Here is a 21413-nt window from a genome sequence, read left to right on the forward strand (position 1 = left end):
GGATGGGCGGCCACGCTTGAACCGCAGGTCTTTCAAACCACATACTCATCCGAACGCCGTCGGAATCGACGGGCCGTCACGCGCTGGTCGGGCCTCTTGCCCGGGCGACCGTGGCGGCGGGCCGGCGATCACCAATGGCCCAGGAGTACGCATCATGACTGACACCAAGATCCTGCCCGTCCTGCCGTTGAGAGACATCGTGGTCTTTCCGCACATGGTCGTGCCGCTCTTCGTGGGCCGCGAAAAATCGGTGAAGGCCCTCGACGAGATCATGAAGGGCGAAAAGCAGATCCTTCTGGCGACCCAGAAGAACAGCGTTGACGACGACCCGTCGCCCGACGCCATCTACCCCATCGGCGTCCTGGCCAGCGTCCTGCAGCTGCTGAAGCTGCCGGACGGCACGGTCAAGGTCCTGGTCGAGGGCAAGGGCCGCGCCCGCCTGACCCGCTTCACCGACCGCACCGACTATTTCGAGGCCGAGGCCGTCGAGATCGAGGACGAGCCGGGCGAGACCTCTCAGGCCGAGGCCATGCTGCGCGCCGTGGTCGAGCAGTTCGAAAACTATGTGAAGCTGAACAAGAAGGTGCCGCCCGAGGCCCTCAGCTCCATCCCCCAGATCACCGACGCCTCCAAACTGGCGGACTCGGTCGCGGCCCATCTGTCGGTCAAGATCATCGACAAACAGGGTCTGCTTGAAACCATCGACGTGCCCAAGCGGCTGGAGAAGGTCTATGGCCTGATGGAGGGGGAAATCTCCGTCCTGCAGGTCGAGAAGAAGATCCGCTCGCGCGTGAAGCGTCAGATGGAGAAGACCCAGCGCGAATATTATCTGAACGAGCAGATGAAGGCGATCCAGCGCGAGCTGGGCGAGACCGACGACGCGCGCGACGAAATCATGGACCTGGAGAAGCGCATCCGTAAGACGCGCCTGTCCAAGGAGGCCCGGACCAAGGCCGAGGCCGAGGTCAAGAAGCTGCGCAACATGTCGCCGATGTCGGCCGAATCGACGGTGGTGCGCAACTACCTCGACTGGCTGCTGTCCGTGCCGTGGGGCAAGGCCAAGCAGAAGCCGATCGACCTGGTGCGGGCGGAAGAGATCCTCGAGGAGGACCACTTCGGCCTGGAGAAGGTCAAGGAACGGATCATCGAATATCTGGCCGTCCAGGCCCGCACCGGCAGCCTGAAGGGGCCGATCCTGTGCCTCGTCGGCCCTCCCGGCGTCGGCAAGACCTCTCTGGCCAAGTCGATCGCCAAGGCCACCGGGCGTGAATATGTCCGCATGTCCCTGGGCGGGGTGCGCGACGAGAGCGAGATCCGCGGCCACCGCCGGACCTATATCGGCTCCATGCCCGGCAAGATCATCCAGTCGATGAAGAAGGCCAAGACCACCAACGCCTTCGTCCTGCTGGACGAGATCGACAAACTGGGCGCCGACTGGCGCGGCGATCCGTCCTCGGCCCTGCTGGAGGTGCTGGACCCGGCCCAGAACTCGACCTTCGGCGACCACTATCTGGAGGTGGACTACGACCTGTCCCAGGTGATGTTCGTGACCACGGCGAACAGCCTGAACATGCCGCAGCCCCTGATGGACCGGATGGAGATCATCCGGGTGTCGGGCTACACCGAGGACGAGAAGGTCGAGATCGCCAAGCGTCACGTCCTGCCCAAACAGATGAAGGACCACGGCCTCAAGGACGGCGAACTGGTCGTTCCGGACGAGACGATCCGCGACCTCATCCGCTACTACACCCGTGAGGCCGGGGTGCGGTCGCTGGAGCGGGCCTTGGGCGGTCTGGCCCGCAAGGCCGTTCGCGAAATGGCCAAGACCGGCGTCGGCTCGATCACCGTCGATGCGGAAAAACTGGCCGAATACGCCGGGGTGAAGAAGTTCCGCTACGGCGAGACGGATGAGGAGGATCAGGTCGGCATCGTCACCGGCCTGGCCTGGACCGAGTTCGGCGGCGACATCCTGACCATCGAGGCGATCAAGATGCCCGGTCGCGGCCGCATGACCGTGACCGGCAACCTCAAGGACGTGATGAAGGAGTCGATCTCGGCGGCGGCCTCCTATGTCCGTTCGCGGGCTCTGGACTTCGGCGTCAAGCCGCCGGTGTTCGAGAAAACCGACATCCACGTCCACGTGCCGGACGGCGCCACGCCCAAGGACGGTCCGTCCGCCGGCGTCGCCATGACCGTGGCCATGGTCTCGGTCCTGACGGGCGTGCCGATCCGCAAGGATATCGCCATGACCGGCGAGATCACCCTGCGCGGCCGCGTCACCGCCATCGGCGGCCTGAAGGAGAAGCTGCTCGCGGCCCTGCGTTCCGGGGTCAAGACGGTGCTGATCCCCCAGGAGAACGAAAAGGACCTCGCCGACGTGCCGGACAATGTGAAGTCGGCGCTGGAGATCGTGCCGATCTCCACGGCGGACGAGGCCCTGAAATGGGCCCTGGTCGGCGCCCTGACCCCGGTCGAATGGGACGAGACGGCTGAACCCCTGCCGACGCCCGTTCCCCCCGCGGAGGGCGCCACGGCGGCTGTCAGCCACTGAACGCGACTTAAGTCGCACGCCGGAACGCCGCCGACAGCCCGTCGGCGGCGTTTTCGCTTTTGACGCGAGCGCCTATCGGACGTTTACTGACCGTTTGGAGGGATGACGATGACGAAAGCGGAACTCATCGGTCGCATGGCGACGGCGGCGAACATCAGTCGGGACCAGGCCAAGGCGGCGCTGGAGGCCTTCACCGACGGTGTTGTCGAGGCCCTGTCTCACGGTCACGACGTCAAGCTGATCGGCTTCGGCAGCTTCACCACGATCGAGCGCAAGGCGGGGGTGGCGCGCAATCCTCAAACCGGCCAGGCCATAGCGCGGGCCGCCTCCCGCACCGCCCGCTTCCGCGCCGGCGAAGGCCTGAAAAGCGCCTTGAACGCCTGACGCCCAGAGGGCATAAGCCCCGCTCTGGTTTCAAGGGCGGCTAGCTCAGCTGGAAGAGCATCTCGTTTACACCGAGAGGGTCGGCGGTTCGAGCCCGTCGCCGCCTACCAATCAAAAAGGCCGCCGGATCGCTCCGGCGGCCTTTCGCATTGGGTCTGAGGCTCCGATCAGAACCGGAAGCTGGCCCGCAGCAGCAGCGAATAGCGGACATAGTCCTCCAGCAGCTCGGCGTCGCCCGTCAGGGACAACATGCCCAGCTCGTTGCCTTGGTTCATGCGGAAGCCCAGCAGCAGGCCGCCGCCCTCGACGGCGTCCGGCGACAGGATGAAGTCCGGCCCGCCGCTGGCGAAGCGGGCGATGGTCTCGCCGGCGTCGACCGACAGGTTCTGGCGATAGCCGATCCGCAGTTCGGGGCGGATCCAGCCGTCGCGGCCGAAGCCGTAGCCGACGTTCATCGCCGCCACGGCCGAGAAGATGTGGCTGTCGCGGGAATCGATGTCCAGATCGAAGCCGTCGCCGCCGCCCTTTTCGGATCGGGCGTCTTCCGACAGGCGGAAGTATTCAGCGTAGATTTCGGGACGGACGTTCAGCCGGCCGTAGTTGCGCTCATAGGAGGCGCCCCCGGCGGCGGCGGCGGTCCAGCCGTGCCAGTCGGAGGTATTGTTCAGATAGACGCCGCCGGCGACCAGCGAGCGGTCGGCGCTGAAGCTGGCGTAGCCGCCGGCCGCCCGAGCCCAGGTGGTCCAGTACTGACCCTGGGCGCGCCAATAGAGGCCCAGCTCCAGAAGATTGGCGGACAGGACCTCTTCGGCCTCCGCTTCCGGATCCTTGATGTCCGAGGAGGTGAAGGCCGCCGTCACGCCGAAAGCGCCCAGGCTAGAGCCCTTCTCGACGCCGCCGGCCACGCCGAATCCTTCAGAACGGAAGCCGTAGGAGTCGGTCTTGTCCTTGTCTGCGTAGAAGTTGATCTCCTGCAGCCAGGCGCTGGTCTCGCCGGGCGCGGCGGAGGCGTTGCGACCGGTCAGGGCGCGGGTCACCGCGTCCACCCCGGCCGACAGCGACATCAGCGGACCGCCCGAATGGTCCGGCAGCATCTGCTCATAGGCGTCGATGAAGCCGTCGCGGCCCGTCTGGGACAGGAACAGGTTACGAACCGTCTCATTGGCGCCCAGGGCGGCGTAGACGGCGTCATAGGCCGAGGCCTCGACCGGGATCAGCCCGGCCTCCTGGGCGGTGCGCCGGCGCGCGTCGATATAGAGGCTGTTGGCGCCCTGATCGACGCCCGCTTCGACGACATAGAGATAGGGCGAGTTTTCGGCGAGCAGCTGTTTGTCGATCTGGCCGACGTTCAGCGTGCCGGCCTTGATGATGTCGAACCGTTCCGGCCCCTCCAGCAGGGAGGAGAAGCGCACGCCCAGCTGCGCGCCCGTCGCCAGGGTGGCGGCGCCGCTGACGTTGAAGCCGCCGGCGCGATCGGCCTTGGGGTCCAGGGTCGTGATCAGGACGCCGTCGGCCCCCACGTTCAGGCTGGAGATGTTGGTGGCGGTCGTCTGGGTCGCGTTCAGCGTGCCCTTGGAAACGTTGATGTCCAAGGCGCCGTCGCTGTCGGTTATCGCGCCCTGCACCACGGCGCCGCCGCTGATCGCCAGCCGGTCGGCGCCGGCGCCGAAGGCGATGTCGCCGACGACCGTGCCGTTCTCGACATTGAAGGTGTCGGCGCCCGAGCCCAGCTTGATCGCGCCCACGATCTGGGGCTCGCTGGCATCCGGCACTCCGTCCTTGTCAGTGTCGGTCGCAGTGCTGTCGGCTGCGGCGGGAACACCGTACTGGCGCAGGGTCACGCCGCTGGTGTTGGCCGACAGGTCGATGGCCGTGACCGTGCCGGAGACGTCCGCCAGACTGCTGGAGCTGGCGGTCAGGGAGCCGGCGATCACGCCGGCGTTGTTCAGCTGGGTCAGCGAGCCCGACTGATCGCGGATCACGGTCGCCGAACCGTCGTCGCCGCCGTAGGAGGCGATCATCGTGCCGGTGTTGGTCAGGCTGCCGACGTTTGCGCCGGCGCCGATCAGAACACCCGTGGCGGCCTCGGTTCCCTTGCCGGCCACGACGGCCTGGATAGTCCCGGTGTTGACCAGGGCGGGGGCGGAGACGCCGGCGCCGACCTGGATGGCGGTGGCGTTGGCGTCGACGGCCGAGGCGGCGATCGAGCCTTCGTTGCGCACGCCGCCCGCAATCGTCACGGCCTGTCCGCCGTCCACGCCGAGCTGAAGCCCGCGTCCCTGAACGCCGGAATAGACGCCCGATCCGGTGATGGCGCCCCGGTTGATCAGGCCATAGGCGGCGTCGCCCGTCCCGACCGCGCCCAAGGTCACAGTGTTTGCGGTGGAGCCGATCAGCAGGGCCGGCGCGGCGCCCAGAGAGGTGAGGGCGGCCGTGGTTTCGCTGGCGTCGGGCACGCCGTCGCCGTCGCGGTCCAGATCATCGCGGTTCTTGACGCCGTCGCCGTCGTCGTCCTCGTCGCCGTTCTTGACGCCGTCCTTGTCGTCGTCGCCGTCGATGCCGGCGGCCGAATAGGCCAGGGCCTTGTCCAGCAGGACGCCGCCCGCGACATTGGCGCCGACGCGCACGGCCGGTCCGCCCTGAAGCAGGTCATCGGCGTCCAACTCATCCAGGAACAGGGTGGTGGCGTTGTCGAACGTTCCGGTGGAGGGGCGCGCCGGAGGCGGGGTGGTGTAGCGATAGCCGGTGGTGGCGATGGTGGAATGGATCTTCAGAGCGCCGCCCACGGCGCCTTCGACCGAGACCCCGGTCGCGCCCGCGCCGGTGGCCGAGATGGAGCCCGCTAGATCCACATTGCCCGAGACCGGAGCCGTGGTGCGGACGCCCGCCGTGTTGTCGCCGACGACCCGGATGGTGCCCAGGCTCTGAACCTTGCCGTTCACCGCCGATTCGACGCCGAGCCCGTAGGAATTATTGCCTTCGACCGTAATGGAGCCGCTGGATTCGACCAGGACGTTGCCGGTGAAGGGCGATGCCCCGGTCACCCGCACGCCATAGCGGCCGGTTCCCGTGGCGAAGGGGCCGTCCAGATCGCCGTCGCCGTCTGTGTCCTTGATGTCAGCCGTTTCCTGGCTGTCGGTGATGGAGATCGTCCCGCCGACCGTGACCGACCCGGTGTTGCCGCCGTTGACCAGGATGCCGGTGGCGCCGTCGGCGGCCTTGTCCATGGTGATGGAGCTGCCGCTGTCCAGATCGACCGTGTTGTTGGAATCAAGCGTCACGGCCGCGCCCGAGTTGACGGCGACCGAGCCGCCGCTGGCCAGACGGACGTTGTCCGCCGCCGTTCCGGTGGCGTTCGCCGTGCGGATCGGGGTGGTCCGGGCGGTCGAGACGACGACCTCGGCCTGAGCGCCGCTTACGGCCATCAAGGGGGCGATCGCCACGGCGGTCGCGAGCAGAATACGCATTCGGAAGAAAACCCCTGGTGGTCACGCGATCACGATGCAGGCGACCCTTTAGCAGGGTCCGGGCCAGCCTTCCCCAACTTTATCGAATTTGAGGCGAATGCAAGGCCGCGCCCCATCTGTTGCGGCGCCGAAAGGGCGGGGTGGTCGGGCCAAGGTCCTGATTTTCAGTCGTGATGGGCGGGGTTCGGAGGGTTTTTCTCGCTCCCTATTGAGCTTTGCCGCAGCCGGGTCTAGGGGCGAAGATCATGGTCAACCGCCTCTGAGGATGAGGCATCCATTCCGCGCCTTTCGGCGTTTGCGAGCGCAGACCTGACGAGAACCCCCGAATGACCCTGACTGATCTCGACGTCCACGAAAGCGAACTTCGTCTGATTCCCGGACTGGACGTGGAGGTGGCGGACACCTTGAGGGCGTTGAAACAGGCGTCGCAGGACGAGCGGCCGCGGCTGTTGGACACCACCATGCTGTACGCGCCCCGGTCCGGCGGCGTGAAGCGATACCTGCTGTCGAAGAAGGCGTGGATCGAGGCCAATCGGCCGGGGGTCAGCCATTCCCTCATCGTGCCGGGCGCCCGACACAGGGCGCGGGCGGACGGGATCGTTCAGCTGCGCGCCACGCGACTGCCGTTCGGAGACGGCTATCGTTGGCCCAGTTCGGTCAAGCGCTGGAGCGCCTGGGTCGCGGCCATGAAGCCGTCGATCATTGAGGCGGGCGACCCCTATACGCCGGGACAGGGCGCCCTGGAGGCCGGCCAGAGGGTCGGCTGTCCCGTCGTCGGCTTCTGCCATTCGGACCCAGCCGGCCTGGCGGCGCTTCATTTCGGCGAATGGGCCAAGAAGCCCGTCGAAAAGCGCTGGGCCCGTCTGTTCTCCCAGTTTGACCGCGTCGTTTCGCCCAGCCGCTTCATCGCGCGGCGGCTTGAGGAGGCGGGGGTGGACAATATCGTCATTCGTCCGCTGGGCGTCGAGGTCGACACCTTCCGGCCCGACCGCCGCGATCGGTCCTGGCTGCTGAAGGAACTGGGCCTCGGCCCGGACGCACGCCTTCTGTGTTTTGCCGGCCGTCCCGCCAAGGAGAAGAACGTCGATGTTCTGATCGAGGCGGTCCAAAAGCTGGGCGCCCCTTATCATCTGGTCCTGGTCGGCGCCGGTTCGGGCATGCCCGCCGAGGACCGGGTGATCTCCCTGCCTTATGAGAAGGACCCGCGGGCGGTGGCCAAGATCATCGCCAGCTGCGACGCCTTCGTTCACGCCAATGACAAGGAGCCCTTCGGTCTGATCGTGCTGGAGGCCATGGCCTGCGGTCGGCCCGTGGTGGGCGTAAACGCCGGGGGCGTGGCCGAGACGGTCGATTCGACCGTGGGCCAGTTGGCCGCCAGCGCCGAGGCCGACGACTACGCCCAGGCGATCGAGGCCTTGTTTGCCCGCGACATCGAGGCCATCGGCCGCGCCGCCCGCGAAAAGGCGGTCAGCCGGTTTGCGTGGAACCGCGTCTTTGAAGACCTGTGCATGGTCTATGGAGAGCTGACCGGAGAGGCCGCCTTCGTTCAGCCCGAGGCGGCGTTCGCCGTCCACTGATCCGAAGCGGGCGCCGCCCGTCTCCGGGGACGGTATTGCGGTCAGCGCCGATCATACCCCGGAAGGGGATGATGTTTTTCCAAGAAATAGGGGATTTGCGCGCTTGCGGGGCGGCGCGCCGCTTCCTCGTTACAGAAGAAGTGGCGCGAGTGACGGGGCTCGAACCCGCGACCTCCGGCGTGACAGGCCGGCACTCTAACCAACTGAGCTACACCCGCGTACCTGGGTCGAAACTTTAGAGTTGTTTCGAAAACTGTGTGGGAAGGCGGTGTGCGCCACTCCATCTATTTCTAGAGAGAGTGGCGCGAGTGACGGGGCTCGAACCCGCGACCTCCGGCGTGACAGGCCGGCACTCTAACCAACTGAGCTACACCCGCGTTTCCCAACCGAAGCGGCTGTGCGCCCCGGCGAGGGGCGTCGTTTAGGCGGGCTTACACAGCGCGTCAAGCGACCTTTTTCGATAAGACGGGCGTCAGCGCGACGGGGCTGTGGGCGAAGGGACCGCCGCCGGTTGGGGCGGGGTGTGCGGACCCGCCAGACCGCCTGCAGCAGGCTCCTGGGCGGCGACGGCGGGGGCGGGCGGTTCGTAATAGACGCCGACGCCCGGCCCAAGCGGCAGGTCCAGCGTGACCCAGGCCGCCACCATGATCAGGCCGGCGACCAGGAAGGCCCCTGCATAGGGCAGCATGGTCGCCATCAGAGACCCCAGGCCGAAGCGCGGATCCCAGCGCTGGGCGAAGGTCAGGATCAGGGGGAAGTAGCTCATCAGCGGCGTGGCGATGTTGGTGACCGAATCGCCCATCCGATAGGCGGCGGTCGTCATCTCGGGCGAAATCCCCAACAGCATGAACATCGGCACCACGATCGGAGCCAGGGCGGACCATTTGGCCGAGGCCGAACCGATGAACAGGTCGAAGAAGCAGGAGACGAAGACCACGCAGATCAGCAGCAGGGGGGCGGGCAGGGCCAGGCTTTTCAGTTCGGCGGCGGCGTTGACCGCCAGGATCGGTCCCAGCCCCGACCAGTTGAACATGGCTACGAAATGGGCAGCGAAGAAGGCCAGCACGATATAGGGCGCCAGCTGGGCGATGCCGTCGCGCATCATGCGGACCAGGTCCCGATGCGACTGGATTGACCGCGAACCGGCGCCATAGGCGGCGCCGGTCAGGAAGAAGGTCACGGCGAAGAAGGCCACCAGCGAACGGTACAGGGGATTGAACCTCTGTTCGGGCTCGGCCGCCGGATCGACGAAGGGCGAGCCGGGCAGGAGGGTGATCAGGGCCCAGAGGGCGATCATCCCCATCAGGGCCAGTCCGGCCCAGGCCAAGCCGCGCTTCTCATCGGCGGTCAGGGGCTGTTTCTCGGAGGCGGCGGGAGCGGCGGCGTCCGCCGACGGCGCCCACGGCCCCAGGCGCGGCTCGATCACCCGGTCCGTCAGGAACCAGACGATGGGGGTGAAGACCAGGACGACCCCGATGATGAAGAACCAGTTGCCGGCGATGTTCACCGAATAGGAGGGGTCGATCAGGTGGGCCGCCGGCTCAGTGATCCCCAGGATCAAGGCGTCGCTGGCGCCGGGAAACAGATTTCCGGCATAGCCGCCCGACACGGCCGCGAAGCCGGCGGCCAGACCGGCCAGGGGGTGCCGGCCCGCCGCGGCGAAGATGACCGCCGCCAGGGGGATGACCACGACATAGGAGGCGTCCGACGCATGGTGGGAGACCATGCCCGTCACAACCACGATCGGGGTCAGGATCGCGCGCGGCGCATTCAGCAGGGCGCCGCGAATCGCCGTGGCGAACAGGCCCGCCCTTTCCGCCACCGAAGCCCCGTAGATGATGGTGACGACGATCCCCAACGGCGGAAAGTCCGCCAGGGTGCGCGGCATGCCGATGATCAGCCGCTCAAGGTTTTCGGGCGACAGCAGGCTCTGAGCCGCCAGCCGATCGCCCGTCACCGGATTCACCGCAGACCAGCCCAGGGCCGCGCCGATCATGCTGAGCAGAATCAGGCCGCCGACCAGCCAGAGGAAGAGAAAGACCGGATCGGGCAGACGATTTCCGATCCTCTCGACCGTGTTCAGAAGGCGCGCGGCTGGATTCATCGTCGGACTTTCGGGTGCGAAATCAGGCCGTCAGTAGGGCCGCGCGCTGCCGAAGACGGCAAGCGCCCCACCTGCGACATATAGCCCGAAGACCTGCGACCGATTCGCAACAAAAAACCCGTCGTCACAGGGGTTTGAACCGCGCCGACGTTGGGTCTAAGAAGCCCCGAATCCCGCCTCTCCCCGGCGGCCGAGGTTCTTTGAATGAACGCATTTCTGCTCGAATATCTGCCGGTGCTGATCTTCGCCGGCGTGGCCGCCTTCATCGGCGTGCTTTTCATCGCCCTGCCGCTGCTGCTGGCGCCGAAAAATCCGGACGCCGAGAAGCTGTCCGCCTATGAGTGCGGGTTCAACGCCTTTGACGACGCGCGGATGAAGTTCGACGTCCGCTTCTATCTGGTGTCCATCCTGTTCATCATCTTCGACCTGGAAGTGGCCTTCCTCTTCCCCTGGGCCGTGTCGATGTTCGACCTGTCGCAGGCGGGCATGATCTTCGCCTTCTGGTCGATGATGGTCTTCCTGGGCGTCCTGACCATCGGCTTCATCTATGAATGGAAGAAGGGAGCCCTGGAATGGGAGTGATCGCGCCTTCGTCGCCGCTTTCCGGCGCAATGGTTCCCGCCAACTCGGCCGCCCGGTCGACGGTCGAGGGCTATGACCCCAAGGTCCATGACAAGTTCTTCGAGGCGGTGAACACCGAACTGGGCGAGCGCGGCTTCCTGACCGCCTCGCTGGACGACGTCATCACCTGGGCCCGCACCGGCTCGCTGATGTGGATGACCTTCGGCCTGGCCTGCTGCGCCGTCGAGATGATCCAGATGTCGATGCCGCGCTTCGACGTCGAACGCTTCGGCATGGCCCCGCGCGGCAGCCCGCGTCACTCGGACCTGATGATCGTCGCCGGCACCCTGACCAACAAGATGGCCCCGGCCATCCGCAAGGTCTATGACCAGATGCCCGATCCCCGCTACGTCGTGTCGATGGGCAGCTGCGCCAACGGCGGCGGCTATTATCACTACAGCTACAGCGTCGTGCGCGGCTGCGACCGCGTGGTGCCGGTGGACGTCTATGTGCCCGGCTGCCCGCCGACGGCCGAGGCCCTGCTGTACGGCCTGCTGCAGCTGCAGAAGAAGATTCGCCGCACGGGGACCATCGACCGATGAGCTCGCTGGCCGTTCAAGCCCAGTTCGAGGCCGCCTTGACGCCGATGGGCGCCGAGCTGGTCGGGGCGCTCGCCGGCGACGGCTGGGGCGTCGAGGCCCAGGTCGCCTTTGGCGAACTGACCCTGGTCGCGCCGCGCGAACACATCGTCGAGGTGATGACCGCCCTGCGCGACCGGTTCGGGTTCCAGCAACTGCTGGACGTCTGCGGCGCCGACTACCCGGATCGCAAAGAGCGGTTCGAGGTGGTCTATCACCTGCTGTCCCTGACGCGGAACGCCCGCATCCGGGTCAAGGTCGCCACCGACGAGGTCCAGCCGGTCCCGACCGTCTGCCACGTCTATCCGTCCGCCGGCTGGTTCGAGCGTGAAGCCTACGACATGTACGGGATGATCTTCGCAGGCCATCCCGACATGCGGCGCCTGCTGACCGACTACGGGTTCGAGGGGCATCCGCTGCGCAAGGACTTCCCCATGACGGGCTATGTCGAGGTCCGTTACGACGAAGAGCAGAAGCGGGTCGTCTATGAACCCGTCAAGCTGACGCAGGAATTCCGCACGTTCGACTTCCTGTCGCCGTGGGAAGGCGCCGACTATCCGGCGCCCGTCCTGCCCGGCGACGAAAAGGCTGGAGTGAAGGGCTGATGGCTGACGGCGCCCGTATCCCTGCGTCCGCGAACAGCGGCGGCGGCGGAGATCCCTTCGAAGACATGCCGATGGATCACCGGACCGACCATGCCCGCGACATGGACGACCGCAAGTTCACCATCAACTTCGGCCCGCAGCACCCGGCCGCGCACGGCGTGCTGCGTCTGGTGCTGGAGCTGGACGGCGAGATCGTCGAGCGCGTCGATCCGCATATCGGCCTGCTGCATCGCGGCACCGAAAAGCTGATGGAGGCCCGCACCTATCTGCAGAACGTGCCCTATCTGGACCGGCTCGACTATGTGGCGCCGATGAACCAGGAGCACGCCTTCTGCCTGGCCATCGAGAAGCTGCTGGGCATCGAGGTTCCGTACCGGGCTCAGCTGATCCGCGTCCTCTATTCGGAGATCGGCCGGATCGGGAACCACCTGCTGAACGCGACCATGCAGGCCATGGACGTCGGCGCCCTGACGCCCCCGCTCTGGGGTCACGAAGAGCGCGAGAAGCTGATGGTCTTCTACGAGCGCGCCAGCGGGGCGCGTCTCCACGCCAACTATTTCCGCCCCGGCGGCGTCCATCAGGACCTGCCGATGGACCTGATCGACGACATCGGTCGCTGGTGCCTGGAGTTCCCCAAGGCCCTGGCCGACATCGAGAGCCTGGTCACCGAAAACCGCATCTTCAAACAGCGCAACGTCGACATCGGCGTGGTGTCCAAGGAACAGGCCCTGGCCTGGGGCTTCTCGGGCGTGATGCTGCGCGGATCGGACATCGCCTGGGACCTGCGCAAGTCGCAGCCCTACGAGTGCTACGCCGAGATGGAATTCGACATTCCGGTCGGCAAGAACGGCGACTGCTGGGACCGCTACCTCTGCCGCATCGAGGAGATGAAGCAGTCGGTGCGCATCATGGAGCAGTGCATCCATAAGCTGCGCAACTGCCCCGGCGAGCCGGTGATGCTGGAGGACAACAAGATCGTTCCGCCGCGTCGCGGCGAGATGAAGCGGTCGATGGAATCCCTGATCCATCACTTCAAGCTGTACACCGAAGGCTTCAAGACGCCGGAAGGCGAGGTCTATGCGGCCGTCGAGGCGCCCAAGGGCGAGTTCGGCATCTATCTGGTGTCGGACGGCACCAACAAACCCTATCGCGTCAAGATCTCGGCGCCGGGCTTCCGTCACCTGCAGGCGATGGACTGGATGAACCGCGGCCACCAGCTGGCCGACGTCTCCGCCATCCTGGGCTCGCTCGACATCGTTTTCGGAGAAGTAGACCGATGAGCGTTCGTCGTCTCGCCAAGGAACAGCCGGCCTCGTTCGCCTTCTCGAAGGACACCAAGGCCAAGGCCGAGTGGTGGATCAAGAAATATCCGGAAAACCGTCGCCAGTCGGCGGTGATCCCGATCCTGTGGCTGGTGCAGAAGCAGGAAGGCTGGGTCTCAGAACCCGCCATTCGCGCGGTCGGCGAACTGCTGGGCATGCCCTTCATCCGAGTGATGGAGGTCGCGACCTTCTACACCATGTTCATGCTGGAGCCGGTCGGCAAGACCGCCCTGATCCAGGTCTGCGGCACCACCCCGTGCATGCTGCGCGGCGCCAATGAGCTGATGAAGGTCTGCAAGGAGAAGATTGGTCCCAAGGACCATCTGTCGGCCGACGGCCGCTTCACCTGGCAGGAGGTCGAATGCCTGGGCGCCTGCTCCAACGCGCCCATGGCCCAGATCAACGACTATTATTTCGAAGATCTGACGCCCGAGACCCTTGGTCAGATCATCGACGATTTCGCGGCGGGCAAGGCGCCCAAGCCGGGCTCCTACATCGGTCGCCACAATGCAGCGCCGGCCGGCGGGGCCAAGACCCTGCTGGACCCGAAGCTGTATGACGGCTCGGCCGCCAAGCCGATCAAGAAACTGCCCAACAGCGATCCCGCGCCGGTCGAGAAGGCTCCGGCCTGATGCCTGCCCCTGACCTCGACAGCGACGAAGGCCGCGCCGCATACCGCAAGGAGCTGCGCCAGGTCGCGCGCCCCCTGCGCGCGGGCGGACTCGCGCTCGTGGTCGGCGCCGCCATGCTGATCCTGTTCACCCGGCAGGGCACGCCCGGCCTGGGCGACTGGGCCTATACGGCCTCCTACGTCATGCTGGGCCTGGGCTGGGCCTGCGTCATCGGCGCCGTCTACAGCCGCACCCGGCATCACCGACGCCGTATGCGCGAGCTGGAAGGCGCTTCGTCATGAGCGCGTCGATCTACTGTGGTTTCTTGAACTCGATGCAGCGTGCCGGGGGGCGCCATGTCGACGGATCAGAAGCGGGCAGGGCGCCGCGCGCCCAAGCGCGGCCGAGGCGGGTGGAGCCCCGCCGGGACAGGGCGATTGCTGGTCAACCTGGCCGGCGCGGCCAGTCTGTCGCTGAGCGCTGGGTCCGTATCGACGCAAACTCCGCCCACATCCCCTTCGGTCGTCCCCGCGACCGCTCCCTCTACGCCTTCACCCGGTCCTGCTGATGCTTCCGAACCGCGTAACAAACCCAGCCCTGAACCGCGTCAGCCGCCGCCCGGCCAACGCGATCTCGGCCTCGAACGCCAGTCCGCTCTCGGTCCCCCCCGTCGGCGTAGACGGAGGAGCAGCCTGATGGTCGGCATTCTCGAAGACAAGGACCGGATATTCACCAATCTGTACGGCTTCCACGACTGGACGCTGGACGGGGCGAAGAACCGCGGCGCCTGGAACGCCACCAAGGACATGCTGGACCTTGGCCGCGACTGGATCATCAACAACGTCAAGGCGTCCGGCCTGCGCGGTCGTGGCGGCGCCGGCTTCTCGACCGGTCTGAAGTGGTCCTTCATGCCCAAGGAAGTGAAGGATCGCCCTCACTACCTGGTCGTCAACGCCGACGAATCCGAGCCCGCGACCTGCAAGGACCGCGAGATCATGCGCCACGATCCGCATCTGCTGATCGAAGGCTGCCTGATCGCCAGCTTCGCCATGCAGGCCCACGCCTGCTACATCTATCTGCGCGGCGAATATGTGCTCGAGCGCGAGCGGATGGAGGCGGCGGCCAAACAGGCCTATGAGGCCCGGCTGATCGGCAAGGACAATGTCCATGGCTGGGACTTCGACGTCTATATCCACCACGGCGGCGGCGCTTACATCTGCGGTGAAGAGACCGCCCTGCTGGAATCCCTCGAAGGCAAGAAGGGCCAGCCCCGTCTGAAGCCGCCGTTCCCTGCCGGCGCGGGCCTGTACGGCTGTCCGACCACGGTGAACAACGTCGAGTCGATCGCCGTCGTCGGCACCATCCTGCGTCGCGGCGCAGACTGGTTCGCCGGCTTCGGCCGTCCGAACAACACCGGCACCAAGCTGATGTCGCTGTCGGGCCATGTGAACACGCCCTGCGTCGTCGAAGAGACCATGTCGATCCCGCTGCGTCAGCTGATCGAAGAGCACGGCGGCGGCGTTCGCGGCGGCTGGGGCAATCTGAAGGCCATCATCCCCGGCGGCGCCTCATGCCCGGTCATCACGCGCGAACAGGCGGAAACCGTGCTGATGGACTTCGACTCCATGCGCGAGGTTCGCTCGTCGCTGGGCACCGCCGGCGTGACCGTGATGGACGAGTCCACCGACATCGTGAAGGCTATCGCCCGCATCAGCTACTTCTTCAAGCACGAGAGCTGCGGCCAGTGCACGCCGTGCCGCGAGGGCACCGGCTGGATGTGGCGCGTGCTGGAGCGTATGGCCGTGGGCGAGGCCGATCCGTCGGAAATCGACCTGCTGCTGGACGTCGCCGGTCAGGTCGAGGGCCACACCATCTGCGCCCTGGGCGACGCGGCGGCCTGGCCGGTTCAGGGCCTGATCCGTCACTTCCGTCACGAGATCGAAGAGCGTATCGCCAACTACCGCAGCCGCCGCGCGAACTTCGCCGGCCATGCGATCGCGGCGGAGTAGGAATGCGCCGCTTGTCCGCCCTCGTGATCGGAGCCTTGGCTCTCGCCGCTTGCGGCGAGCGCGAGGCTGCGCCCACGCCTGCGGAAAAGGTCGCGGCTGCGGCCAAACCGTCCGACGCCGTGAAGACGGCGCCGGCGGTCCTGACGCCCGCCGATCTGCGCCGGGTCTGTCGCGCCGGCCTCGCCGCCATTCACGGGCAGCAACCCGGCGCCGTCGCCATCGACGGCGTGGAGGGCGAGGTGGTGCACGCCTCTTGGCGCGCGCCGGTCGACGGCGGCCGGATGCGCGCCGACTGCCGCGTCGAGAAAGACCTGATCGTGTGGAAACCGCTCGATCTGCCCGATCCAACCTTCGTGCGCTGGATGAACCAGTCGGACGATCCGGTGGTCCGCTACGTCATGGACGGCGAGACGATCACCATCACCCAGACCCTCCCGGATGGGACGACGGAACAGGCCGAATTGGCCGTTCCTGCTGAAGAAGAGGCCCGCTGATGCCAGTCGCCAAGGTCAACGGCGTCGAAGTTGAGTTCGAGCCCGGCATGACCGTGCTCCAGGTCGCCGAGCGCGCGGGGCAGGAAATCCCGCGCTTCTGCTACCATGAACGCCTGTCCATCGCCGGCAACTGCCGCATGTGCCTGGTCGAGGTGAAGCCCGGACCGCCCAAGCCCCAGGCTTCGTGCGCGCTTCCGGCCGCCGACGGCCAGGAGATCTTCACCGACACCCCGATGGTGAAGAAGGCCCGCGAAGGCGTGATGGAGTTCCTGCTCATCAACCACCCGCTGGACTGCCCGATCTGCGACCAGGGCGGCGAGTGCGACCTGCAGGACCAGTCCATGGCCTATGGCCGCGATGGTTCTCGCTACGCCGAGAACAAGCGCGCGGTCGAAGAAAAGAACATGGGGCCGACGATCAAGACCTTCATGACGCGGTGCATCCAGTGCACCCGTTGCGTTCGCTTCATCACCGAGGTCGCGGGCGTGCCGGACATCGGCATGATCTCGCGCGGCGAGGACGCCGAGATCACCACCTATCTCGAGAAGTCGGTCGCCTCGGAGCTGTCGGGCAATGTCAACGACCTGTGCCCGGTCGGCGCCCTGACCCACCGGCCCTGGCAGTACCACTATCGTCCGTGGGAACTGAAGAAGACCGAGACCATCGACGTCATGGACGGCCTGGGCTCGAACATCCGCGCCGATTACCGCGGCTCCGAGGTCATGCGGGTCCTGCCGCGCGTGAACGAGGGGATCAACGAGGAGTGGCTGTCGGACAAGAGCCGCTATGTCGTCGACGGTCTGACCGCGCGCCGCCTGGACCGCCCCTGGATCCGCGAGAACGGCAAGCTGCGCGCCGCCACCTGGAACGAGGCGCTGGACGCCGTCGCCGCCCGGCTGAAGGCCGCCTCGGCCGACCGCATCGGCGTCATCGCCGGCGACCTGCAGGACGCCGAGTCGATGAAGGCGACCCTGGACCTGTTCCGCGCCCTGGGCTCCAAGAACACCGACTGCCGCCAGGACGGCGCCGCCCTGGGCTATGGCCCGCGCGAGGGCTGGCTGTTCAACTCCGGCCTGCAAGGCATTGAAAAGGCGGACGCCATCCTGATCGTGGGCGCCAACCCGCGCGTCGAGGCGCCGCTGCTGAACGCCCGTCTGCGCAAGAGCTGGATCAAGGGCGGGGTCGAGATCGGCGTCATCGGCGAACAGGCCGATCTGACCTTCGACTATGCCTATCTGGGCGCCGGGTCGAAGACCCTGGCCAAGCTGCCCAAGTCGGCGATGGACTTCCTGACCAAGGCCGAGCGGCCGGCGATCATCGTCGGCTCCGGCGCTCTGGGCGGGGAGGGCGGCGCCGCCGTCCTGAACGCCCTGGGCGCCCTGGCCAAGAAGGTCGGGGTCGTGACCGACAGCTGGAACGGCTTCAACGTCCTGCACCACGCCGCCGCGCGCGTGGCCGGCCTGGACATGGGCTTCGTGCCGGCCGAGGGCGGCCTGACGGCAGCGGACATGCTGAAGCCGGGCGCGCTGGACGTTCTGTTCCTGCTGGGCGCCGACGAAGTCGATCCGACCGGTTCGAACGCCTTCCGCGTCTATCTGGGCAGCCACGGCGATCGGGGCGCGCACGGCGCCGACGTCATCCTGCCGGGCGCGGCCTATACCGAGAAGTCGGGCCTGTATGTGAACACCGAAGGCCGGGTGCAGATGGCTGAACGCGTCGTCTTCCCCAAGGGCGAGGCCAAGGAAGACTGGGCGATCATCCGCGCCCTGTCCGCCCGCGTCGACCAGACCCTGCCGTACGACACCCTGGACCAGCTGCGCGCCAGGATGATGGCCGATCATCCGACCTTCGGCCGGATCGACTATCTCCCGACGCCGGCCGCCTTTGACCCCTCGAAACTGGGCGTCAAGGGAGACCTGGGCGACCGGGCCTTCACCTCGATCGTCGCCGATCCCTATCTTTCCAACCCGATCGCGCGCGCCAGTGCGACCATGGCCGAACTGTCCGCCCTGCGGATCGCCCCGGTCGCGATGGCGGCGGAGTAAGTCATGGACGCTGCTACCTCCTTTTGGGCCACGCCCGGCGGCTGGACGCTGATCACCCTCGGTCAGATCCTGCTGATCACCGTCGGCGTCCTGGTCGCCGTCGCCTTCCTGCTGCTGGCCGACCGCAAGGTCTGGGCCTCGGTGCAGATGCGCAAAGGGCCGAACGTCGTCGGTCCCTTCGGCCTGCTCCAGTCCTTCGCGGACATGATCAAATTCGTGCTGAAGGAGGTGGTCATCCCCTCCGGCGCGGACAAGGCGGTCTTCATCCTGGCGCCGATCATCACCGTCGTCCTGGCCTTCATGGCCTGGGCGGTGATCCCATTCGCGCCGGGCTGGGTGGTGTCGGACCTGAACGTCGGCATCCTTTACATCTTCGCCGTGTCGTCGCTGGGCGTGTACGGCATCATCATGGGCGGCTGGGCTTCGAACTCGAAGTATCCGTTCCTGGGCTCGCTGAGGTCTGCGGCCCAGATGGTGTCCTATGAGGTCTCGCTGGGCCTGATCATCATCAATGTGATCCTGCTGGCCGGCACCATGAACCTGTCGCAGATCGTCGAAGGTCAGAGCGGCTATTTCTGGAACTGGTACGCCTTCGGCGGAGGGCAGGGGACCTGGCCCCTGATCGTGATCCTGTTCCCCATGTCGATCGTCTTCTTCGTCTCGGCCCTGGCGGAAACCAACCGCCCGCCGTTCGACCTGCCCGAAGCGGAGTCGGAACTGGTGGCCGGCTATCAGGTCGAATACAGCTCGACCACCTATCTGCTGTTCATGATGGGCGAGTACGTCAACATCGTCTTCATGTCGGCGATGATGACCATCCTGTTCTTCGGCGGCTGGAACCCCGGCTTCCTGTCGCAGGAGACGCTGGACGGCCTGCCGGCCTGGATCGCCTACACCCTCTATCTGCTGACCTTCGTCACCAAGACGGTCTTCTGGTTCCTGGCCATCGCCCTGGTGAAGGCCTTCGTGCCCCGCTATCGCTATGACCAGCTGATGCGGCTGGGCTGGAAGATCTTCCTGCCCGCCTCTCTGGTCGCCGTGGTGGTCACCGCCGCCTGGCGCGTCTTCGCGGTGGGGGCCTAGATGGTCTCGCGCGCCGTCATCCTGGTTCTGGCCGCGTCGGGGGGGCTCGCCGCCTGCACCTTCGCGCCCATTCCCGCGCCGGCGCCGACCGATCCGGCTGCGTCGCTGGAGCGGCGCGAGGACGGGGCGCGCCGTGACGGCGAGACGGTCAATCTGTGCCGGATGATGAACCGCGACGATCCCCGCTACAAGACGATGGACTGCAAGGACGTGATGCGGAGGGTCGGAGCATGACCCGTCTGATCCTCCCGCTGCTGGTCCTCGCGCCCGTGATGACGGCCTGCGCCCCCGACACCCGGATGCCTGAATCCGGCTATCAGTGGCAGCAGCGCCAGGAGCGGATCGAGCGCGAATGGCGCGCCGCCCAAACCCAGGTTCCAGCCCAGACCCCGACCAAGACCCGGGCCGTCGCCCCGGCCCAGACTTCAACCAACGGCGCCCCTGCGCCAGAGGATCGCCTCTGATGTTCACCCGTATCGCCCAGGCCGCCAAGGGCGCGATGATGCTCGACGCCATCGGCGCCATCGGCCTGACCCTCAAATACATGGCCCGCCCCAAGGCGACCGTGAACTATCCGTTCGAGCGGAACCCGCAATCGCCCCGCTTCCGCGGCGAGCACGCTCTGCGCCGCTATCCGAACGGTGAAGAGCGCTGCATCGCCTGCAAACTGTGCGAGGCCATCTGCCCGGCCCAGGCCATCACCATCGAGGCCGAGCCCCGCGCCGACGGCAGCCGCCGCACGACCCGCTACGACATCGACATGGTCAAATGCATCTACTGCGGCCTGTGCCAGGAGGCCTGCCCGGTGGACGCCATCGTCGAGGGCCCGAACTCGGAGTTCACCGTCGAAACGCGCGAGGAGCTGCTGTACGACAAGGCCCGGCTGCTGGACAACGGCGACCGCTGGGAACGCCATATCGCTAAGAATCTGGAACTCGACGCGCCTTACCGCTAAGGCGCTCACGCTAACGGGTCGGCGATTCCCAAAAGGGTTCACGACCGAGACGAAAGGGGCCTCGTCCCGACATGCTGCAAGGCATAGCCTTCTATCTGCTGGCGGCGACCGCCGTGGTGTCCGGCCTTCTGGTCGTGACCGCGCGCAATCCCGTGCACAGCGTTCTCTTCCTGATCCTGGCCTTCTTCTCCTCTGCGGGTCTGTTCGTCCTCCTCGGCGCCGAGTTCCTGGCGATGCTGCTGGTCGTCGTCTACGTCGGGGCAGTGGCGGTGCTGTTCCTGTTCGTCGTCATGATGCTGGACGTCGACTTCCTGAAGCTTCGGGGCGGCTACGCCCGCTATCTGCCGATCGGGGCCATCGTCGCGGCCGTGCTGCTGTTCGAGATGATCCTGGTGTCCATCGCCGTCATCCAGGGCGGCGCGACCGCCGGCCTGACGGCGCCGGGCGCGCCGAGCGCCGACATGACCAATGTCGAGGCCATCGGCCGGGTGCTCTATACCGACTATGTCTACTTCTTCCAGGCGGCCGGGATCGTGCTGCTGATCGCCATGATCGGCGCCATCACCCTGACCCTGCGCCACAAGCCGCATATCAAGCGCCAGAACATTTCGGACCAGGTCAACCGCTCCGTCGCCAAGGCGATGGAGGTCAAGTCGGTGCAGACCGGGCAGGGCGTCTCGCCCGAGGAGCTTCTCTGATGGAAATCGGTCTGATCCACTATCTCGGCACGGCCGCCGCCCTGTTCACCATCGGGGTCTTCGGCATCTTCGTGAACCGCAAGAACGTCATCATCATCCTGATGTCGATCGAGCTGATCCTGCTGGCCGTGAACATCAACTTCGTCGCCTTCTCGGCCTATCTCAATGAGGTGTCGGGGCAGATCATGGCCATGTTCGTCCTGACCGTGGCTGCGGCCGAGGCCGCCGTCGGCCTGGCCATTCTGGTGACCTTCTTCCGCAACCGCGGCGACATCGCCGTCGACGACGCCTCCGTGATGAAGGGCTGAG

Annotated in this window: 20 protein-coding genes and 3 tRNA genes; 19 read left to right on the forward strand and 4 right to left on the reverse strand. The window is 66.5% G+C overall.

Translation table 11 applies throughout. The features are described 5' to 3' along the window. Positions 1–154 precede the first annotated feature (154 nt). From lon to ACW178_RS09005, 3 genes are all read left to right on the forward strand, one after another. On the forward strand, positions 155–2551 hold the full coding sequence (lon, locus tag ACW178_RS08995) for an endopeptidase La (protein WP_287105224.1): 2397 nt from the start codon (positions 155–157) through the stop codon (positions 2549–2551). Between the two features lie 108 nt (positions 2552–2659). After that, positions 2660–2935, forward strand: a complete 276-nt coding sequence (locus tag ACW178_RS09000; protein WP_054766918.1) for an HU family DNA-binding protein — start codon at positions 2660–2662, stop codon at positions 2933–2935. Between the two features lie 34 nt (positions 2936–2969). Then, positions 2970–3045: transfer RNA gene (locus tag ACW178_RS09005), tRNA-Val, on the forward strand. Positions 3046–3102: 57 nt separating this feature from the next. Here the strand turns inward: ACW178_RS09005 and ACW178_RS09010 are convergent. Then, positions 3103–6402, reverse strand: a complete 3300-nt coding sequence (locus ACW178_RS09010) for an autotransporter outer membrane beta-barrel domain-containing protein (RefSeq protein WP_492024479.1) — start codon at positions 6400–6402, stop codon at positions 3103–3105. A 326-nt stretch (positions 6403–6728) separates the two neighbouring features. Between ACW178_RS09010 and ACW178_RS09015 the strand changes: the two genes are divergently transcribed. Then, the gene (locus ACW178_RS09015; RefSeq protein WP_183215786.1) at positions 6729–7979 is read left to right on the forward strand and encodes a glycosyltransferase; all 1251 of its coding nucleotides are present in this window, start codon (positions 6729–6731) and stop codon (positions 7977–7979) included. 141 nt (positions 7980–8120) lie between these two features. Here the strand turns inward: ACW178_RS09015 and ACW178_RS09020 are convergent. From ACW178_RS09020 to ACW178_RS09030, 3 genes are all read right to left on the reverse strand, one after another. Beyond that, positions 8121–8197: transfer RNA gene (locus ACW178_RS09020), tRNA-Asp, on the reverse strand. A gap of 82 nt (positions 8198–8279) precedes the next feature. After that, positions 8280–8356 (reverse strand) — tRNA-Asp (locus tag ACW178_RS09025). 95 nt (positions 8357–8451) lie between these two features. Next, complete coding sequence (locus ACW178_RS09030) at positions 8452–10083, reverse strand: AbgT family transporter (protein ID WP_182713805.1); 1632 nt, start codon at positions 10081–10083, stop codon at positions 8452–8454. Positions 10084–10287: 204 nt separating this feature from the next. On the opposite strand from ACW178_RS09030, the gene ACW178_RS09035 reads away from it, so the two are divergent. The 15 genes from ACW178_RS09035 (at position 10288) to nuoK (ending at position 21412) form a co-directional block, all read left to right on the forward strand. Beyond that, a complete protein-coding gene (locus ACW178_RS09035) occupies positions 10288–10665 on the forward strand; it encodes an NADH-quinone oxidoreductase subunit A (protein WP_054765527.1) in 378 nt (125 codons plus the stop codon). Continuing rightward, positions 10635–11246: a NuoB/complex I 20 kDa subunit family protein gene (locus tag ACW178_RS09040; protein WP_287105087.1), complete on the forward strand. Its 612-nt coding sequence runs from the start codon at positions 10635–10637 to the stop codon at positions 11244–11246. The genes ACW178_RS09035 and ACW178_RS09040 overlap by 31 nt, the downstream gene beginning before the upstream one ends. Next, positions 11243–11887: an NADH-quinone oxidoreductase subunit C gene (locus tag ACW178_RS09045; RefSeq protein WP_492024480.1), complete on the forward strand. Its 645-nt coding sequence runs from the start codon at positions 11243–11245 to the stop codon at positions 11885–11887. Before ACW178_RS09040 ends, ACW178_RS09045 begins: the two co-directional genes overlap by 4 nt. 65 nt (positions 11888–11952) lie before the next feature. Next, positions 11953–13167: an NADH-quinone oxidoreductase subunit D gene (locus tag ACW178_RS09050; protein ID WP_228185737.1), complete on the forward strand. Its 1215-nt coding sequence runs from the start codon at positions 11953–11955 to the stop codon at positions 13165–13167. After that, entirely contained in the window at positions 13164–13841 is a 678-nt protein-coding gene (nuoE, locus tag ACW178_RS09055) for an NADH-quinone oxidoreductase subunit NuoE (protein WP_287105088.1), read from the forward strand. The genes ACW178_RS09050 and nuoE overlap by 4 nt, the downstream gene beginning before the upstream one ends. Continuing rightward, positions 13841–14122 (forward strand): hypothetical protein, encoded by a 282-nt coding sequence (locus ACW178_RS09060; RefSeq protein ID WP_183215779.1) that lies wholly within the window; start codon positions 13841–13843, stop codon positions 14120–14122. The genes nuoE and ACW178_RS09060 overlap by 1 nt, the downstream gene beginning before the upstream one ends. A gap of 393 nt (positions 14123–14515) precedes the next feature. Beyond that, positions 14516–15829, forward strand: a complete 1314-nt coding sequence (gene nuoF, locus ACW178_RS09065) for an NADH-quinone oxidoreductase subunit NuoF (RefSeq protein WP_492024481.1) — start codon at positions 14516–14518, stop codon at positions 15827–15829. A 2-nt stretch (positions 15830–15831) separates the two neighbouring features. Next, a complete protein-coding gene (locus tag ACW178_RS09070) occupies positions 15832–16323 on the forward strand; it encodes a hypothetical protein (protein ID WP_054765533.1) in 492 nt (163 codons plus the stop codon). Next, a complete protein-coding gene (nuoG, locus tag ACW178_RS09075) occupies positions 16323–18368 on the forward strand; it encodes an NADH-quinone oxidoreductase subunit NuoG (protein ID WP_182713800.1) in 2046 nt (681 codons plus the stop codon). The genes ACW178_RS09070 and nuoG overlap by 1 nt, the downstream gene beginning before the upstream one ends. Positions 18369–18371: 3 nt before the next feature. Then, positions 18372–19451 (forward strand): NADH-quinone oxidoreductase subunit NuoH, encoded by a 1080-nt coding sequence (nuoH, locus tag ACW178_RS09080; RefSeq protein ID WP_191555534.1) that lies wholly within the window; start codon positions 18372–18374, stop codon positions 19449–19451. Further along, positions 19452–19685 carry a hypothetical protein gene (locus ACW178_RS09085; protein WP_287105564.1) on the forward strand — a complete coding sequence of 78 codons (234 nt, stop codon included), beginning with the start codon at positions 19452–19454 and terminating at the stop codon, positions 19683–19685. Continuing rightward, positions 19682–19915: a hypothetical protein gene (locus tag ACW178_RS09090; RefSeq protein WP_287105565.1), complete on the forward strand. Its 234-nt coding sequence runs from the start codon at positions 19682–19684 to the stop codon at positions 19913–19915. The genes ACW178_RS09085 and ACW178_RS09090 overlap by 4 nt, the downstream gene beginning before the upstream one ends. After that, positions 19915–20406 (forward strand): NADH-quinone oxidoreductase subunit NuoI, encoded by a 492-nt coding sequence (nuoI, locus tag ACW178_RS09095; protein WP_054765538.1) that lies wholly within the window; start codon positions 19915–19917, stop codon positions 20404–20406. The genes ACW178_RS09090 and nuoI overlap by 1 nt, the downstream gene beginning before the upstream one ends. Positions 20407–20477: 71 nt before the next feature. After that, complete coding sequence (locus ACW178_RS09100; RefSeq protein ID WP_182713797.1) at positions 20478–21104, forward strand: NADH-quinone oxidoreductase subunit J; 627 nt, start codon at positions 20478–20480, stop codon at positions 21102–21104. After that, entirely contained in the window at positions 21104–21412 is a 309-nt protein-coding gene (gene nuoK, locus ACW178_RS09105) for an NADH-quinone oxidoreductase subunit NuoK (RefSeq protein ID WP_182713796.1), read from the forward strand. Before ACW178_RS09100 ends, nuoK begins: the two co-directional genes overlap by 1 nt. The last annotated feature ends 1 nt before the right edge of the window (position 21413 follow it).

This window comes from Brevundimonas sp. AVps4, from assembly GCF_058681525.1.

Bases quoted from the DNA above. Each gene is read 5' to 3' on its own strand.
- nuoI (WP_054765538.1), top strand. From the start codon at position 19,915: ATGTTCACCCGTATCGCCCAGGCCGCCAAGGGCGCGATGATGCTCGAC.
- nuoG (WP_182713800.1), top strand. From the start codon at position 16,323: ATGCCAGTCGCCAAGGTCAACGGCGTCGAAGTTGAGTTCGAGCCCGGC.
- ACW178_RS09010 (WP_492024479.1), bottom strand. From the start codon at position 6,402: ATGCGTATTCTGCTCGCGACCGCCGTGGCGATCGCCCCCTTGATGGCC.
- ACW178_RS09060 (WP_183215779.1), top strand. From the start codon at position 13,841: ATGCCTGCCCCTGACCTCGACAGCGACGAAGGCCGCGCCGCATACCGC.
- nuoH (WP_191555534.1), top strand. From the start codon at position 18,372: ATGGACGCTGCTACCTCCTTTTGGGCCACGCCCGGCGGCTGGACGCTG.
- ACW178_RS09100 (WP_182713797.1), top strand. From the start codon at position 20,478: ATGCTGCAAGGCATAGCCTTCTATCTGCTGGCGGCGACCGCCGTGGTG.
- ACW178_RS09040 (WP_287105087.1), top strand. From the start codon at position 10,635: ATGGAAGAAGGGAGCCCTGGAATGGGAGTGATCGCGCCTTCGTCGCCG.
- ACW178_RS09015 (WP_183215786.1), top strand. From the start codon at position 6,729: ATGACCCTGACTGATCTCGACGTCCACGAAAGCGAACTTCGTCTGATT.
- nuoK (WP_182713796.1), top strand. From the start codon at position 21,104: ATGGAAATCGGTCTGATCCACTATCTCGGCACGGCCGCCGCCCTGTTC.
- nuoE (WP_287105088.1), top strand. From the start codon at position 13,164: ATGAGCGTTCGTCGTCTCGCCAAGGAACAGCCGGCCTCGTTCGCCTTC.
- ACW178_RS09085 (WP_287105564.1), top strand. From the start codon at position 19,452: ATGGTCTCGCGCGCCGTCATCCTGGTTCTGGCCGCGTCGGGGGGGCTC.
- lon (WP_287105224.1), top strand. From the start codon at position 155: ATGACTGACACCAAGATCCTGCCCGTCCTGCCGTTGAGAGACATCGTG.
- ACW178_RS09045 (WP_492024480.1), top strand. From the start codon at position 11,243: ATGAGCTCGCTGGCCGTTCAAGCCCAGTTCGAGGCCGCCTTGACGCCG.
- ACW178_RS09090 (WP_287105565.1), top strand. From the start codon at position 19,682: ATGACCCGTCTGATCCTCCCGCTGCTGGTCCTCGCGCCCGTGATGACG.
- ACW178_RS09000 (WP_054766918.1), top strand. From the start codon at position 2,660: ATGACGAAAGCGGAACTCATCGGTCGCATGGCGACGGCGGCGAACATC.
- ACW178_RS09035 (WP_054765527.1), top strand. From the start codon at position 10,288: ATGAACGCATTTCTGCTCGAATATCTGCCGGTGCTGATCTTCGCCGGC.
- ACW178_RS09050 (WP_228185737.1), top strand. From the start codon at position 11,953: ATGCCGATGGATCACCGGACCGACCATGCCCGCGACATGGACGACCGC.
- nuoF (WP_492024481.1), top strand. From the start codon at position 14,516: ATGGTCGGCATTCTCGAAGACAAGGACCGGATATTCACCAATCTGTAC.
- ACW178_RS09070 (WP_054765533.1), top strand. From the start codon at position 15,832: ATGCGCCGCTTGTCCGCCCTCGTGATCGGAGCCTTGGCTCTCGCCGCT.
- ACW178_RS09030 (WP_182713805.1), bottom strand. From the start codon at position 10,083: ATGAATCCAGCCGCGCGCCTTCTGAACACGGTCGAGAGGATCGGAAAT.